This window comes from Arthrobacter sp. Ld5 (genome assembly GCF_051172775.1).
Lineage (GTDB): Bacteria > Actinomycetota > Actinomycetes > Actinomycetales > Micrococcaceae > Arthrobacter_D.
On record NZ_JBPKBO010000024.1, the window covers coordinates 472,217 to 487,047 of the forward strand.

Sequence of the window (14,831 nt, forward strand, 5' to 3'; positions counted from 1 at the left end):
GCGGCAGGTGCTTGGACGGGGCACCTGCCGCTTCCTTCTTTTAACGCCTCTCCGGCCACCGTGTCAGCGGCGCGCCAGCACGTCCTGGATGCCCGGGATGCATCCCTCGTTCTGCAGGGACGTGGTGTCACCGAGCGCCGAGCCCTCGTAGAGCTGCGTCAGCAGGCGGCGCATGATCTTGCCGGAGCGCGTCTTCGGCACATCGGGGACGACGACGACCGCGGACGGCCGCGCGATGGGCCCGATCGCGGCCGCGACGTGGGCGCGGAGCGTCGAGGCGACGTCCCCGTCCGGATCCGCGCCGGCAGCCAGCACCACGAACGCCGCGATGGCGTGACCCGTCAGGGGATCGGGGACGGGGCACGCGCCGGCCTCGGTGACGAGGGGATGGGCCACGAGCGCCGACTCGATCTCGATCGTGGACAGGCGGTGGCCCGAGACATTGATGACGTCGTCGACGCGGCCGAGGATCCACGTGTCGCCGTCGTCGTCGTACCGGGCGCCGTCACCGGCCAGGAACCAGCCCTGCGCCGCGAACGTCCGCCAGTACGAGTCGAGGTAGCGCTGCGGGTCTCCCCAGACGGTGCGCGCCATGGCCGGGCCGTGGCGGTCGACGACGATCAGGCCCTGCACGCCCGGAGGGACGGCGGCGCCCTCCTCGTCGACGATGCGCGTGCTGACACCGGGCAGCGCGCGGGCCGCGCACCCCGGCTTGAAGTCCGTGTCGCCGGGGCTGGGGGAGAGCACGGTGGCGCCGGTCTCCGACTGCCACCAGGTGTCGACGACGGGCACCTCGTCGCGGCCGAGGTTCCGGCGGAACCAGCGCCATGCCTCGGGGTTGACCGCCTCGCCCACCGTGCCGAGCACGCGGATGCTCGAGAGGTCGTAGGAGCCCGGGACGCCGTCCGGGAACCAGCCCATGAGCGAGCGGACCAGCGTGGGCGCGGTGTAGTAGCTCGTGACGCCGTAGCGTTCGACGACCTCGAGGTGACGTCCCGGATGGGGCGTGTTCGGCGTACCCTCGTAGATCACCTGGGTGGCCCCGTTCGAGAGCGGCCCGTACAGCTCGTAGGTGTGCGCGGTGACCCACGCGAGATCCGCGGTGCACCAGTGCACGTCGCGCTCGCGCAACGCCGGATCGGGATGGCTGAAGAGGTGCTCGAAACTCCATGACGCCTGCGTGAGGTACCCGCCGGAGGTGTGCACCAGGCCCTTGGGCTTCCCGGTGGTACCCGAGGTGTACATGATGAACAGGGGCGTCTCGGCGTCGAACGCCTCCGGCTCGTGGTGCGGTGACGCGGTGTCGACGACGTCGTGCCACCACACGTCGCGCCCCTCGGTCCAGCTGACGTCGCTCCCCGTGCGGCGCACCACGAGGACGTGCTCGATGGCGTTCTCCCCGGCCACCGCGGCGTCGGCGTTGTCCTTCACGGGAACGGCCGAGCCCCGGCGGAACTGGCCGTCGGTGGTGACCAGCAGCTTGGCGCCCGTGTCCTCGACGCGGAAGCGCAGCGCCTCCGCCGAGAATCCGCCGAAGACCAGCGAGTGGACGGCGCCGATCCGGGCGCACGCCAGCGTGATGACCACCGTCTCGACGAGGACCGGCAGGTAGACGACCACGCGGTCACCCGTCCCGATGCCCAGTGCGAGCAGGGCATTCGCGGCCCGCGACACCTCGTCCTGCAGTTCCGCGTAGGTGACGGTGCGGCGGTCGCCGGGCTCGCCCTCGAAGTGGAGGGCGGCCTTCCCGCCGCGCCCGGCCCGGACGTGCCGGTCCACGCAGTTCGCCGCGACGTTGAGGGTGCCGCCGGAGAACCACTCGATGGACGGGACGCTGAGCGTCCCGTCCGCCTGCGGCAGCGCCCGCTCGAAGGAGTGCACGGTGTGCCAGGGGGTGTCCCAGTCGAGCCGGGCGGCCTGGTCCGCCCAGAACGCGAGGCGTGCGGCCTCCTCCCCGGCGGCGTCGGGGCCGTCCGTCGTCGTCCCTGCTCCGGGTGCCACGCCCGCGTCGGCGGCCGCTGCCTTCACGCCCACCGTGTTCATGCCCACCGTCGCACCGCCCGGCGTTCGGCGACGCCGAGGAGGGCGTCCGTCGTCTTGCCGATGACCGCCAGCAGGATGATCGCGAGGAGGATGCGGTCCACGCGCCCCGTCTGCTGGGAGTCCGTGAGCAGGAAGCCCAGCCCCATGGACGAGGCGATGAGCTCGGCCGCCACGAGGAACAGCCAGGACTGGGCGAGGGCCAGCCGGAGGCCGGAGAACAGGGCCGGGACGACGGCGGGCAGCTGCACCGTGGTCAGCAGGCGGAGGCCACCCAGCCCGAACGCCCGCGCGGCCTCGACGAGGTTGCGGTCCACGTGCCGCAGGCCGAGGTAGAGCGTGGTGAAGACGGGGAAGAAGGCCCCGATGCTGATCAGGGTGACCTTCGAGTCCTCGTTGATGCCGATCCACAGGACCAGCAGCGGGACCCATGCAAGGGACGGGACGGCGCGCAGTGCGCCCACGGTCGGGGTCAGCAGGACGTCCGCGAGGCGGGACAGGCCCAGCAGGGCTCCGGCCAGCACGCCGAGCAGGGACCCGATGACGAAGCCGAGGACCACGCGCTGCGTGGAGATGAGGATGTGGGTCGCGAGCTGCCCGCGCTCCACGAGGTCGACGGCGGCCGCGAGGACCGACGCCGGCGAGGGAAGCTGCGACGGGCGGAAGAACCCCGAGGCCGTGCTGACGTGCCAGGCCAGCAGGATCAGCGCCGGGACGACGAGCCCGAGCAGGACGACGCCGGTGCGCCGGGCCGTCCTGCCCCGTGCCGGACCCGCCGGCGTTCCGGGCACCGGCGCTTCGGCCGCGTCCAGGCCCTGGGCGCTCACGGGGACGGCGCTGCGCCCGGTCAGGTGGCCCGGGCTCATGAATCGGAGCCGATGGACGCCGGGTCGGCGTTCTCGACCAGCGAGGCGTCGAACAGGGAGTCGAGGGCGTCGTCGATCTGCTCCTGGCTCTGCACGTCGCCGGTCTCGACGAACACGGGGCCGATCTTCTCGAGGACGCTGCGCTGGGCGTCACCCGGCGCGGCGTCGACGTCGAGGTTCGTGCGGTCGATGATGACCGATTCGGCGATCGCCGGATCGATCGCGGCGACCTCGGCGAGGATGGCGGCGGTCTCCTCCGGGTTCTCCTTCGCCCACTCCCGCGCCTTCTCGTAGGCGTTCACGACGGTCTGGGCGACGTCGGGCTTCTCCGCGAGGAAGTCCTCCGTGGCGTTGAGGAAGCCGTAGGTGTTGAAGTCGATGTCGCGGAAGAAGAGTTCGGCGCCGTCCTGCTCGGCCGCGGCCATGATCGGGTCCAGGCCGGACCAGGCGTCCACGGCGCCGCTGGAGAGCGCCGCGCGGCCGTCGGCGTGCTGCAGGTTCTGGATCGTGACTTCGGACTGGTCCACGCCGGCGGCCTCGAGCGCCTGCAGGAGGAAGAAGTACGGGTCCGTTCCGCGGGTCGCCGCGACGGACTTGCCGCGCAGGTCCTCGACGCTCGTGATGCCGGAGTCCGGGAGCGTCACGAGGGCCGCCCATTCCGGCTGCGAGTAGATGTCGATCGTCCTGATCGGGGATCCGTTGGAGCGGGCGAGCAGCGCGGCCGACCCGGCGGTGGAGCCGACGTCGATCGCCCCGGCCCGCAGCGCCTCGTTGGCCTTGTTGGACCCGGCGGACTGCACCCACTCCACCGTGATGTCCTGGTCGGCGAGCTCCTCCTCGAGCCAGCCCTGCTCCTTGATGACGAGGCTCAGCGGGTTGTACGTCGCGAAGTCGAGGGTGAGGGTGCCACCCTGCGTCCCGCCGTCGGAGGCGGCCTGCGTGTCGGAGGCGTTCTCCCCGGCGAGGCAGCCGCTGAGGCCGAGCGAGAGGGCGGTGGCGAGGGCGAGGGTCGGCAGGAGGGCGTGGCGGTTCATGGGAGTCCTTCGATCGGGCGGATGGCAGGGGACGTGGGCAGGGCGTCAGCACGGTACGACGGCGCTGCGGAGGGGAGGTGGGGTCAGTGCCCGGTGACGCCGAGCATCGACAGCAGGGTGCTGCGGAGGGCGCCGAGGTCCGCGGAGTTGCGGTTGCGCGGGCGGTCGCCGGGCACGGTGACGAGCTCCGCGATGGTGGAGCCCTCCGGTCCGTCGTCGTTCCCGCGGCCGAGCACGAGGATGCGGTCGGCCAGCTGGAGGGCCTCGTCGACGTCGTGCGTGACCAGCAGCACCGTGGTGGGCTGCGCTCGGTGGATGTCCAGGAGGAGGTCCTGCATGCGGATGCGGGTGAGGGCGTCGAGCGCGCCGAACGGCTCGTCCAGGAGCAGGACGCCGGGGTTGCGGGCCAGGGCGCGCGCGAGCGACGTCCGCTGGGCCATGCCGCCGGAGACCTCGCGGGGGCGGTGCTTCGCGAACGTGTCGAGCCCCACGAGCTTCAGCAGTTCGAGGACCTTCGCCTTGCCGGCGCTGGCGCTCGAGGACTTCGGGAGCCCGATCGCCACGTTCGCCTGCAGGGTGTGCCACGGCAGCAGCCGGGGCTCCTGGAAGGCGACGGCGCAACGCTCGTCGATGCCGGTCACGGGGGTGCCGTCGATCAGGACCTGCCCGCTGTCGGGGATGTCGAGACCGGCGGCCGCGCGGAGCAGGGTGGACTTGCCGCAGCCGCTCGTGCCGAGGATGGCGAGGATCTCGCCGGGCTCCACGTCCACGGTGACGTCCCGGAGGACGGTGCGCCGGTTGGCGGACGGGCCGAAGCTGCGCCCGAGCCCGGCGAAGCGGACGCCGAGGGCCTGTTTGTGGTGGGGTTGGGTGCTGCCGGGTGCCAGAACTGCGGTCATGGTGTCTCCATCGGTCCTGGCGGTAGCACCCTACGGACCGAGCCTTCGCCACCGTGGCCGGTGGTTCCCTTGGCTCGAACCTCGATATCGTCCGGCATCAGGGGGATGCGGACGACCAGGGTTGCTGCGGCTTCACTGATCCAGGTCTCTCGGCCGCTCGGGATGGTCACTCCTATGAAACGCCCGGGGTGCCGGGGGAGCAAAATGGGGCGTGTAACAAACGCTGTAACAATGGCAGGACACACCGGGAGGCACCGTGGCGCACCAGAACGATCCGCAGGTCATCAGGAAGCTCCTGACCGAGCACGGACGGTGGGCGGTGGTGGGCCTGTCGAACAACCCGCGCCGTGCCGCCGTCGGCGTGGCACTGTTCCTCCAGGACCGGCTCGGGATGGAGATCGTCCCCGTGAGCCTGAAGGGCGACGACGTCCACGGCAGGCAGGGCTACACCCGGCTCGCGGACATCCCGGGGCCGATCGACGTCGTCGACTGTTTCGTGAACTCGTCCAAGGTGGGTGCCGTCGTGGATCAGGCCATCGCGGTGGGCGCGAAGGCGGTGTGGCTGCAGCTCGGCGTGATCGACGAGGACGCCGCCCGCCGCGCGGCGGAGGCAGGGCTCGACGTCGTCATGGACACGTGTCCCGCGATGGAGGCGCCGGCGCTGGGCCTCTGACGCCTACATGCGCTGGTACCTGGAGCGCACGACCATGAAGACGCCGTAGGCCATGAGGCCCAGGGCCACGGCGCCGAGGATCCACACGCCGAACGGCTGATCGCGCAGTGACTTCAGGGCGCCGTCGAGCCCGGTGGACTGCTCGGGGTTGTTGGTGACCGTGGCGACGATGACGAGGACGCCGAGGACCCCGAGGGCGAAGCCCTTCGCGATGTACCCCACCATCCCGAGCAGCACGACGGCGCTGCCGGTCCGTCCCCGGGGGAGGCCCGCGAGGTTCTTGAGGAAGTGCCGGGTAGCGCCGCTGTTGACGAAGTATCCGCCGACCACGAGGATGCCGATGCCGACGGCGAGGAGGAGAGCCGCTCCCGCCGGGTTGGACATGAGGGAGGCGCTCAGCGAGCTCGCACTGCTGCTGCTGTCGCTGGACCCGCCCAGGGCGTACTGCCCGAAGGTCACGCCGATCGCGGCGTACACCGCCGCCTGCCCGCCGCTCTTGGCCTGGGCCTTCAGCTTGTCCTTGCCGCTGAGCGTCCTCGCGCCGAAGAACACCTCGCTGAGCTGGAACAGCGCGAGGGCGATGCAGCCGACGAAGCAGAACCACAGGAGCACGATGCCGCCCGGGTTGCCGGCCAGCTGCCCGATCGCCCCGCTCTGGTCGGCCTCACCGGAGCCGCCGCGCGCCAGGCCGAGGGCGATGACGCCGATCAGGATGTGCAGGATTCCCGCGGCGATATAGCCGGCACGGGCGGCGACCTCCAGTCCCTTGGAGTTCGAGGCGTCCTCGGCGGCGTCGGACGCCTTGTCCGCCGCGTCCCTGCCCGGTGTGCCTGTCCCTGATGCCATGGTGTGCCCGCCTCCCTCGTCGATCGGCGGGGCGGACGTCATGGGTGCGTCCGGGCCGGTCTGGACCCTCATCCTGCCACTGCTCGCCGATCTTTGCCCGCCCGCCCGCTAGGTTGGGATCGGGCCTGTTCAGATCCGGGCCCTGACGGGCATCAAGGGACAGAGGCACGCATGGAAGAGTTCACGTACGAGGAGCGCGGCGCGACGGACCGGCCCTTCCCGGAATCCCTCGAGGGCGGATGGCCGGCCGGCTACACCGTGATGGTGGAGTCCCACGAGATCCCCGCCGACAATCCTTCCGCAGCCTTCATCGCCCTGACGGAGGGCATCCTGGCGTGGGAGCTGCACCGCCGTGCCGGGCTCACCATGGAGGCCGACGCCGGGCGCGCGGCTCCCGGTGTCCGCGTGGTCTCCGGATTCGGGGTCGGCCCCGCGCGGATCAAGGCGCCGTGCAGGGTCCTCTGGTCGCGGGCGCCGCAGCTCGACGGCGCGGGCCGGGCGGTCTCGGGCCAGCGCGGCGGGTTCGGCTACGGCACGCTGCCCGGTCACCCGGTACGGGGCGAGGAGGGGTTCTACGCCGAGCTGACGGCCGATGACCGGCTGCTGTTCCGCTGCTCCGCCTACAGCGTGCCGTCGAGCCTCCTCTACCGGCTCGCGGCGCCGGTGACCCGGCTGACGCAGCGGTACGTCCTGTCGCGGTACGTGAAGGCCGCGCGGGAGCTCGCGGGCGTCTAGCGTCTCCTGCCACGCGCGTCGCGGCGGGCACCCGTTCCCCCGGCGCATCGCGGCCTGTACCCGGGCACCCGCCGCGGCCTGCACCCGGGCGGCCGCCGCGGCGGCCTCGATCCGGTGGAACGCCCCCACGGGTTGGGGCGCCCGCCGCGGCGGCCTCGATCCGGAGGAACGCCCCCACGGGTTGGGGCACCCGCCGCGGCGGTTCGCCGGAGGTGCTTCCAGCGTCGCTCTCCCACCCCGCCGCAACGGCCTTCCGGCCGTATCGGAACCGAAACGGGCCCGTAACGCCGCGCCGCTAGCTTGAGGAGTCCCACGACCCGGAGAGGACCCAGCATGGCGGACGTAGTAGGGCAGGAAGCTGCCGAGGTGTTGACGGACGGATTGGGCAGGCGGAACTTCATGGGCGTGGTTGCCGCTCTCGGCGCGCTCTCGGCCGCATCGGTCGCGGGAGCGGCGCCCGCGATGGCCACGGGCCACGGACCAGGCCGGGGCACCGATGCGTCGGGCACGTCCGCCGGTACGCCCGGTGCCGGCTCCGCGGGGAAGGCGCCCATCGACGTCCTGCAGCCCGCGCGGGGCCGGATCCGTGGTGACCATTACCTCCCCTCCACCCCCGACGAGGTCCTTTGGGGCTATGTACCCACCGTGAACGCGGCGCCCGTCATGACGATCCGGTCCGGAAGGACGGTCACCATCGACGCCCTCTCGCACGAGGGGATCCTCGAAGATCAGGGGCGTGACCCGCTGGAGTATTTCGGTGCGCTCGGGGTCGATCGGTCGTCGGTCCTGGACGACGCCGTCGACATCGCGGCAGGTTACCGGAGGACGGAACGCCGCTTCGACGTCGACGGTCCGCACATCGTCACCGGCCCGATCGCGGTGGAGGGTGCCGAGCCCGGCGATGTCCTGAAGGTCGAGACCCTCGAGGCGGTCCCCCGAGTGCCCTACGGGGTGGTGTCCAGCCGGCACGGGAAGGGCGGTCTCGCGGTGCAGCCCGGCCCCACGCCGCCGGCCGGGATCACCCTCGACGAGGTCATGCCGCCGGTGGCCACGGACAACCGCGCGTCGGGCATCCCGTCGGACTACGGCAACGTCTCGGTGTTCACACGGATCGAGAAGGGCAAGGGCGTGATGACCAGCGGTGACCTGACCGTCCGGTTCCCGCTGCGGCCCTTCATGGGGATGATGGGCGTCGCCTTCGCCGACGCCGACGGCCTCACGGCGCCGGAGGCGAACTCCGTGCCGCCGACGCTCGGGGGAGGCAACATCGACATCCGCCATCTCGGCGCAGGATCCACCTTCTATCTCCCAGTGAAGGCCCCGGGAGCGCTCTTCTACGTCGGCGATCCGCACATGGGCATGGGCGACGGCGAGGTGGCGCTCACGGCGATGGAGGGCTCGCTGCGGGGGACCTTCCGGCTGACGGTGTGCAAGCCTGGTTCGGGCGATGCTCCTTCGGTCGCGTACTCCTATCCCTTCGGCGAGACCAAGGACGCCTGGATCCCCATCGGCCTGTCCGACCCGGACGGGCTGGCCGGCGGTGGCGTTTCGGGAGACCTGAACGTCGCCATGCGCCGCGCGATCATCAATGCCCTCGACTTCCTGCAGCAGGATCGCGGCATGGATCGTGCAGTGGCGTACGCCTACCTCTCGGCCGCGGCGGACTTCGCGGTCTCGCAGGTCGTCGACCGGACGGTCGGGGTGCACGGGCTGATCTCGAAGGCGCACTTCGGCTGAGCGGCGCCCCCGCGTCACTTCGGCCGGCCGGATCAGCGGGTGCCGGACCCGACGACGTCGCCCCTTCCTCCCCGTCCGGGTCCGGTCGCCGTCTCCTGCGAGGCCGGCCGGACCCGGGCCTGCGGCCCCGATCCGGGGGAACGCCCCCGCGGGTCCGAGCACCCGCCGCGGCGGTCCCGACCGCTTCGGGCCCGCACGTGGATCGATACCGAAACGTGATATGAACCGATTACCAGTTTCATTGCTTGAGTTACACAACAGACCTAGGTTGGTGCTTACAGCGATCGTTCAGAGAAGTCACAGCATTCTGTGGCTCATGCTCTGACGACGATCAGCGGATCATAGCGATCTTGTTCGCGGCGCCCTCGTCGAGGGCGCTGCTTGCGTGTGGGGCCGCAAGCTGCGCCGTCGGGGATGGCCCGGGGGAAACTACGTGTTCAGGAGACGCGCATACATGATCAGTACCAAGAAGTGGGTTGCCGCCGGTTCGACGGCTACCCTTCTCGCCGGTGGACTCTTCCTCGGCGCTCCGATGGCCTCGGCCGCACCCGGTGACGCCGCGTGCCTGCAGGCGTCCACCCAGTTCAATGCGGCCCTCGGCCTCGCCGGTGTCGATGTCAGCTTCGTCAACCAGTTCGAACTGGCGACGGCGGCTGTCGTGGAAGCTGCGGCGAACCTCGAGGCGGTCACTGTGGCTGCCCTGAGCTCGCCGGCCGCTCTGGAAGCCGAGGGTGCACTGCTCGACGCCGAAGTGGACTACGACGCTGCAGTAACGCTCGCCGGGACAGCGCAGGTGAACTACGACGCCGCGGTCGCGGCCGCGGAGGGGAACCTGGAAGACGAGGAGGTCGTCGCCGCACAGAACGAGCTGACCCTCGCCCTGGCAGCCCAGGCCGAGGCGCTCAACCTCGTCGAGGCCGCTGCGGTCACATACGACGAGGTGACCTACACCGCCGAGGTGCAGGCAGCCGAAGACCTGTTCGCTGAAGCTGACGCCGCGGCGCAGGAACTCCTGATGCAGCTCAGCGGGAACGAAGCCCTCGCGGAGGAGCTCCTCGGCCTGTTCAAGGCATTCCTCGCCGCCTGCGACGCCAATGCCATCGGCGTCGACCCGGCACCCGTTGCCCCTGCACCCGTCGTCCCGGCCGGACAGGGCGTCACGCCGGTCGCCCCCGTCGTCGCGCCGGTTGCACCGGGTGCCGTCGTCACCGCGCCGACCGGCACGAACAAGGGTCTGAATGTCCAGACGGCCGTCGTGGCCGAGGACAACAGTGCGGCTGTGACCCTCATTGCCGCGCTGCTGGCCCTCGGGGTCGCGGTTCCCGCGGTCACCGCTGCCCGTATGCGTCGCCTCGAGCGCGCGCAGCGCTAGCACCCTGCCGCCCCGGTCCGGAGTCATGGTCGAGAGACCGCGGCTTCGGGCCGGAACGGTGCATCATCCGATTTCGAGCTCAGGACAGCGCAGCCATGGAACAGCCCCGGATGCCCGACGAAGCCTCCGACCTGCAGGGCGCCTCCGCGCAGCAGCGCCGCCCCTTCGCCAAACGCTGGATGGCGTTGCCCCTGATCGCCGCCGCAGGGCTCGCCCTTGCCGTCGGGGTCCTGCCGCCGTCGTCCTCCGGCGCCCCGGCGTCGTCGAGCACGCTGTCGGCCGTCGCGACCCCCGCGCCGTCGTCCGCGCCCTCCGCGGTGGCGACTGTCCCGCCGCCGGCGCCCGTCCCGGTGCCCGGTCCCGCCGCAGCGAAGCCCACCGGGTTGTCCTTCCCCGCAGCGAAGATCGACATGGCGGTCCTGCCGCTCACGCCGAGTGACGCCGACCTCGCCGCGCAGACCCTCGTCCCGCCGCTCACCATCGACGCCTACTGGCTGACGTCCTACGGGATCCCCGGGGCCGGGTCGAACAACACCACCTACATCGCGGGGCACAGCTGGGACGGCAAGGACGCCCCGTTCAACGCCCTGAGCGACGAATCGCTGGTGGGTGCGGAGTTCACGCTCACCGTCGAGACGGGCGACCTCACCTACGTCGTCGACTCGGTGACCACCCACGACAAGGACACGCTGAAGGACAGCGACATCTGGAACATCGTTCCGAACCGCGTGGTCCTCATCAGCTGCTACACCGAGGACCCGTGGGGCAAGAACGTCGTCGTCACGGCGATGCCCAAGACCGCTTGAGGCTATTCCGGCGACGGACCGATGGGGTGGTCCGTAGACTCGTCCAGCCCCGACCGCTCCCTGGACCCGAGGCCCGGCGTCGCGTCCGGGCAGGCCGCATCAGCCGCACTGCCGCAGAGCCGGGGCATCGGCCCCGATCCGGGGGAACGCCGCACCGGGTTTGCCCACCCGCCGCGGCGGTCCCGACCGGGTCAGCCGCTCCGCCGCAGAGCCGGGGCATCGGCCCCGATCCGGGGGAACGCCGCACCGGGTTTGCGCACCCGCCGCGGCGGCCCCGCCCGGGTCAGCCGCACTGCCGCAGAGCCGGGGCATCGGCCCCGATCCGGGGGAACGCCGCACCGGGTTTGCGCACCCGCCGCGGCGGTCCCGACCGGGGCCCCGATTTGGTCAGCCGAAGTGCTTCGGGAGCGTCCCCTCGTGGGCCTCACGCAGCATGTCCAGCGGCAGCGCGAAGTAGCCCTGCACGTCGAGGGCCTGGTTCTCCGTGTCCACCACGCCGATGCGGAGGGTGGGGAAGTTCCGCGCCGTGCACATGTCGTTGAAGCGGACCTCCTCGGAGCGCGGGACGCTGACGACGGCGCGGGCCTGGCTCTCGCTGAACAGCGCGGTGAACGCGTCGATGCCGTCACGCTCACACAGCTCGTCCAGCCCGATCCGCGCACCGACGCCGAAGCGCAGTGCCATCTCGCTCAGGCCCGCCGCGAGGCCGCCCTCGGAGAGGTCGTGGGCGCCGTCGATCATGCCGTCCCGCGAGCAGTTGACGAGGATCGCCGCGAGCGTCTTCTCGGCGGCGAGGTCCAGTGCCGGAGGCTGCCCGCCGAGGTGCCCGCGCAGGTTGGCCCACTCGGAGCCGTCCAGTTCGTCCGCCGTGGTGCCCAGCAGGTAGATGGCCTGGCCGTCCTCACGCCAGCCCGACGGCGTCCGCCGGGCGACGTCGTCGAACACGCCGAGCACGCCGACCACCGGGGTGGGGTGGATGGCGACGCCGCCGGTCTGGTTGTAGAGCGAGACGTTGCCGCCCGTCACGGGCACGCCGAGCTCCTGGCAGGCGTCGGCGAGGCCGCGGACGGTCTCGGCGAACTGCCACATCACCTCGGGGTCCTCGGGGGAGCCGAAGTTCAGGCAGTCGGTGACGGCGAGCGGGTCGGCGCCCGACGTCGCCACGTTCCGGTACGCCTCGGCGAGCGCCAGGCGCGCCCCCTCGTAGGGGTTCAGGTAGGAGTAGCGGCCGTTCGCGTCGGTGGAGACCGCGATGCCGAGTCCGGTCTCCTCGTCGACCCGGACCACACCGGCGTCGTCGGGCATGGCGAGGGCGGTGTTGCCCTGCACGTAGCGGTCGAACTGGTCGGTGACCCAGTTCTTCGCACACATGTTGGGCGACGCCATGAGTTCCAGGACGGCCTCGCGCAGGTCGTCGGGCCGCTCGGCGGCGGAGGAGGCGGTGAAGGCATCGGCCTGGACGCCGTCGAGCCACACGGGGCGGTGGTACGGACGCTCGTAGACGGGACCCTCGTGGGCGACCGTGCGGGGGTCGACGTCGACGATCTTCTCGCCGTCCCACTCGATGATGAGCCGGCCGGTGTCGGTGACCTCGCCGAGCCAGGAGTACTCCACGGCCCACTTGTCCATGATCGCCTCGAACGCCTCCACGTTCTCGGGCGTCACGACCGCCATCATGCGCTCCTGCGATTCCGACATCAGGATCTCGCCGGGGGTGAGAGAGGGGTCGCGGAGCAGCACGTTGGTGAGCTCCACGTGCATGCCGCCGTCGCCGTTGGAGGCGAGCTCCGACGTCGCGCAGGAGATGCCGGCCGCGCCGAGGTCCTGGATGCCCTCCACCACGGAGGCCTTGAACAGTTCGAGGCAGCACTCGATGAGCACCTTCTCGGCGAACGGGTCGCCCACCTGGACGGCGGGGCGCTTGGACGGCTTCGAGGAGTCGAAGGACTCGGAGGCCAGCACTGAGGCGCCGCCGATGCCGTCGCCCCCGGTGCGGGCCCCGAAGAGGACCACCCGGTTGCCGGCGCCGGACGCGTTGGCGAGCCGGATGTCCTCGTGGCGCAGCACACCGACCGCGAGGGCGTTGACCAGCGGGTTGCCCTGGTAGACGGCGTCGAAGACCACCTCGCCGCCGATGTTCGGCAGGCCGAGCGAATTACCGTAGCCGCCGATGCCCGCGACGATCCCGTGCACCAGGCGCGCGGTGTCGGGGTGGTCGATGGCGCCGAAGCGCAGCGGATCCATGACGGCGACCGGGCGCGCGCCCATCGAGATGATGTCGCGGACGATCCCGCCGACGCCCGTGGCTGCGCCCTGGTAGGGCTCGACGAAGGACGGGTGGTTGTGGCTCTCCACCTTGAACGTCACGGCCCAGCCGTCCCCGATGTCGACGACGCCGGCGTTCTCGCCGATGCCTACGAGGAGATGCTCCTTCATGGCGTCGGTGACCTTCTCGCCGAACTGCCGCAGGTGCACCTTGGAGGACTTGTAGGAGCAGTGCTCGCTCCACATCACCGAGTACATGGCGAGCTCGGCGGCCGTGGGCCGGCGCCCGAGGATCTCCTCGACCCGCCGGTACTCGTTCTCCTTGAGGCCGAGTTCCGCCCAGGGGAGCGCCTGGCCGGGGGTGGCCTCCGCGTTCGCGACGGTGTCGATGTTGAACGACCGGGACGTCGTCTCTGCAGTCACTTAGCCCACCAGTTTCTTGAGTACCGAGGTGAAGATGCCGAGTCCGTCGGTGCCGCCACGGACCCCGACGTCGCCGCGCGCGGAGGAGTCGGGACCGAAGCCCGCCTCGACCGCGTGCTCGGGGTGCGGCATGAGCCCGACGACGTTGCCCGCGATGTTCGAGATGCCGGCGATGTCGCGGCGCGAGCCGTTCGGGTTGCCGTCGACGTAGCGGAAGACCACGCGGCCCTCGCCCTCGAGCTCGTCGAGGGTGCGGTTGTCGGCGACGAACTGCCCGTCCTGGTTCTTCAGCGGGATGACGATCTCCTCGCCGTCCGCGTAGTCGGAGGTCCAGGAGGTGCCGGCGTTCTCGACGCGCAGGCGCTGGTCACGGCAGAGAAAGTGGAGGTGGTTGTTCTTGATCATGGAGCCGGGCAGCAGGTGTGCCTCGGTGAGGACCTGGAACCCGTTGCAGATCCCGAGCACGGGGAGGGCGTCCGAGCCGCCCGAGGCCGCGGCGGTGATCTGCTCCATGAGCGGCGCGAAGCGGGAGATGGCGCCGGCGCGGAGGTAGTCCCCGTAGGAGAAACCGCCGGGGATGATGACGGCGTCGACGCCCTGCAGGTCGTGGTCGCCGTGCCACAGCGGGACGGAGCTCCCTCCCGCGAGGCGCACGGCGCGCACGGCGTCGCGGTCGTCGAGCGACCCGGGGAACGTGACGACGCCGACCCTCGCGCCGTCGAGCGCACGGTCATCGCCGCCGTCGGCGAGGGGCTGGGGGCCGCCGATGAGCGGGGTCTCGAGGCTGGAGGCGGTCACTGGCCTTCCTCCTCGATGACCTCCACGCGCGTGACGTCCTCGATGACCGGGTTGGAGAGCAGCGTGGTGGCGGCGTGGCGGGCCTGCTCGAGGATCTCCTCCGTGACGTCACCGTCCACGGTCAGTTCGAAACGCTTGCCCTGGCGGACGCCGGCGAAGCCGGTGAGGCCGATCCGGGGGAGTGCTCCGGCGATCGCCTTACCCTGCGGGTCGAGGATCTCGGGCTTGGGCATGACGTCGACAACGATCCGGGGCATCCGGCAACTCCTGTGCGTGAGCGGCAAGTGCTGGGGGTTCCAGCATTAAATGCAGTGGCCCGGAAGTGCCGTCTCACGCC

At 71.2% G+C, this 14,831-nt stretch carries 13 protein-coding genes; 5 read left to right on the forward strand and 8 right to left on the reverse strand.

The window, feature by feature from the left end; translation table 11 throughout:
• Nucleotides 1-63 precede the first annotated feature (63 nt).
• The 4 genes from acs to ACSGDB_RS15295 all read right to left on the reverse strand — a co-directional run bounded on the left by acs (nucleotide 64) and on the right by ACSGDB_RS15295 (nucleotide 4,839).
• On the reverse strand, nucleotides 64-2,043 hold the full coding sequence (gene acs, locus ACSGDB_RS15280; RefSeq protein ID WP_434995780.1) for an acetate--CoA ligase: 1,980 nt from the start codon (nucleotides 2,041-2,043) through the stop codon (nucleotides 64-66).
• The gene (locus ACSGDB_RS15285) at nucleotides 2,040-2,906 is read right to left on the reverse strand and encodes an ABC transporter permease (RefSeq protein WP_434995782.1); all 867 of its coding nucleotides are present in this window, start codon (nucleotides 2,904-2,906) and stop codon (nucleotides 2,040-2,042) included. Before ACSGDB_RS15285 ends, acs begins: the two co-directional genes overlap by 4 nt.
• A complete protein-coding gene (locus ACSGDB_RS15290) occupies nucleotides 2,903-3,940 on the reverse strand; it encodes an aliphatic sulfonate ABC transporter substrate-binding protein (protein WP_434995783.1) in 1,038 nt (345 codons plus the stop codon). Before ACSGDB_RS15290 ends, ACSGDB_RS15285 begins: the two co-directional genes overlap by 4 nt.
• Before the next feature lie 83 nt (nucleotides 3,941-4,023).
• Nucleotides 4,024-4,839: an ABC transporter ATP-binding protein gene (locus ACSGDB_RS15295; RefSeq protein ID WP_434995784.1), complete on the reverse strand. Its 816-nt coding sequence runs from the start codon at nucleotides 4,837-4,839 to the stop codon at nucleotides 4,024-4,026.
• Between the two features lie 256 nt (nucleotides 4,840-5,095).
• Here ACSGDB_RS15295 and ACSGDB_RS15300 point away from each other — a divergent pair, with 256 nt between their 5' ends.
• Nucleotides 5,096-5,512, forward strand: coding sequence for a CoA-binding protein (locus ACSGDB_RS15300; protein ID WP_434995786.1), 417 nt, complete (start codon nucleotides 5,096-5,098; stop codon nucleotides 5,510-5,512).
• 3 nt (nucleotides 5,513-5,515) lie between these two features.
• On the opposite strand, the gene ACSGDB_RS15305 is transcribed toward ACSGDB_RS15300, so the two are convergent.
• A complete protein-coding gene (locus ACSGDB_RS15305) occupies nucleotides 5,516-6,358 on the reverse strand; it encodes a DUF1206 domain-containing protein (RefSeq protein ID WP_434995788.1) in 843 nt (280 codons plus the stop codon).
• A gap of 171 nt (nucleotides 6,359-6,529) precedes the next feature.
• Between ACSGDB_RS15305 and ACSGDB_RS15310 the strand changes: the two genes are divergently transcribed.
• The 4 genes from ACSGDB_RS15310 to ACSGDB_RS15325 all read left to right on the forward strand — a co-directional run bounded on the left by ACSGDB_RS15310 (nucleotide 6,530) and on the right by ACSGDB_RS15325 (nucleotide 11,008).
• Nucleotides 6,530-7,093 (forward strand): DUF1990 family protein, encoded by a 564-nt coding sequence (locus tag ACSGDB_RS15310; RefSeq protein ID WP_434995790.1) that lies wholly within the window; start codon nucleotides 6,530-6,532, stop codon nucleotides 7,091-7,093.
• Between the two features lie 333 nt (nucleotides 7,094-7,426).
• Complete coding sequence (locus ACSGDB_RS15315) at nucleotides 7,427-8,830, forward strand: acetamidase/formamidase family protein (RefSeq protein WP_434995791.1); 1,404 nt, start codon at nucleotides 7,427-7,429, stop codon at nucleotides 8,828-8,830.
• Nucleotides 8,831-9,284: 454 nt separating this feature from the next.
• The gene (locus ACSGDB_RS15320) at nucleotides 9,285-10,202 is read left to right on the forward strand and encodes a hypothetical protein (RefSeq protein WP_434995793.1); all 918 of its coding nucleotides are present in this window, start codon (nucleotides 9,285-9,287) and stop codon (nucleotides 10,200-10,202) included.
• 95 nt (nucleotides 10,203-10,297) lie between these two features.
• Nucleotides 10,298-11,008, forward strand: a complete 711-nt coding sequence (locus ACSGDB_RS15325; protein ID WP_434995794.1) for a class F sortase — start codon at nucleotides 10,298-10,300, stop codon at nucleotides 11,006-11,008.
• Between the two features lie 387 nt (nucleotides 11,009-11,395).
• Here ACSGDB_RS15325 and purL read toward each other — a convergent pair whose 3' ends face one another.
• Genes purL through purS form a run of 3 tightly spaced genes read right to left on the reverse strand, consistent with a single transcriptional unit; the run spans nucleotide 11,396 to nucleotide 14,751 of the window.
• On the reverse strand, nucleotides 11,396-13,696 hold the full coding sequence (gene purL / locus ACSGDB_RS15330) for a phosphoribosylformylglycinamidine synthase subunit PurL (RefSeq protein WP_434995795.1): 2,301 nt from the start codon (nucleotides 13,694-13,696) through the stop codon (nucleotides 11,396-11,398).
• A complete protein-coding gene (purQ, locus tag ACSGDB_RS15335) occupies nucleotides 13,697-14,494 on the reverse strand; it encodes a phosphoribosylformylglycinamidine synthase subunit PurQ (RefSeq protein WP_434995796.1) in 798 nt (265 codons plus the stop codon).
• Entirely contained in the window at nucleotides 14,491-14,751 is a 261-nt protein-coding gene (purS, locus tag ACSGDB_RS15340; RefSeq protein WP_434995798.1) for a phosphoribosylformylglycinamidine synthase subunit PurS, read from the reverse strand. Before purS ends, purQ begins: the two co-directional genes overlap by 4 nt.
• Nucleotides 14,752-14,831 lie beyond the last annotated feature (80 nt).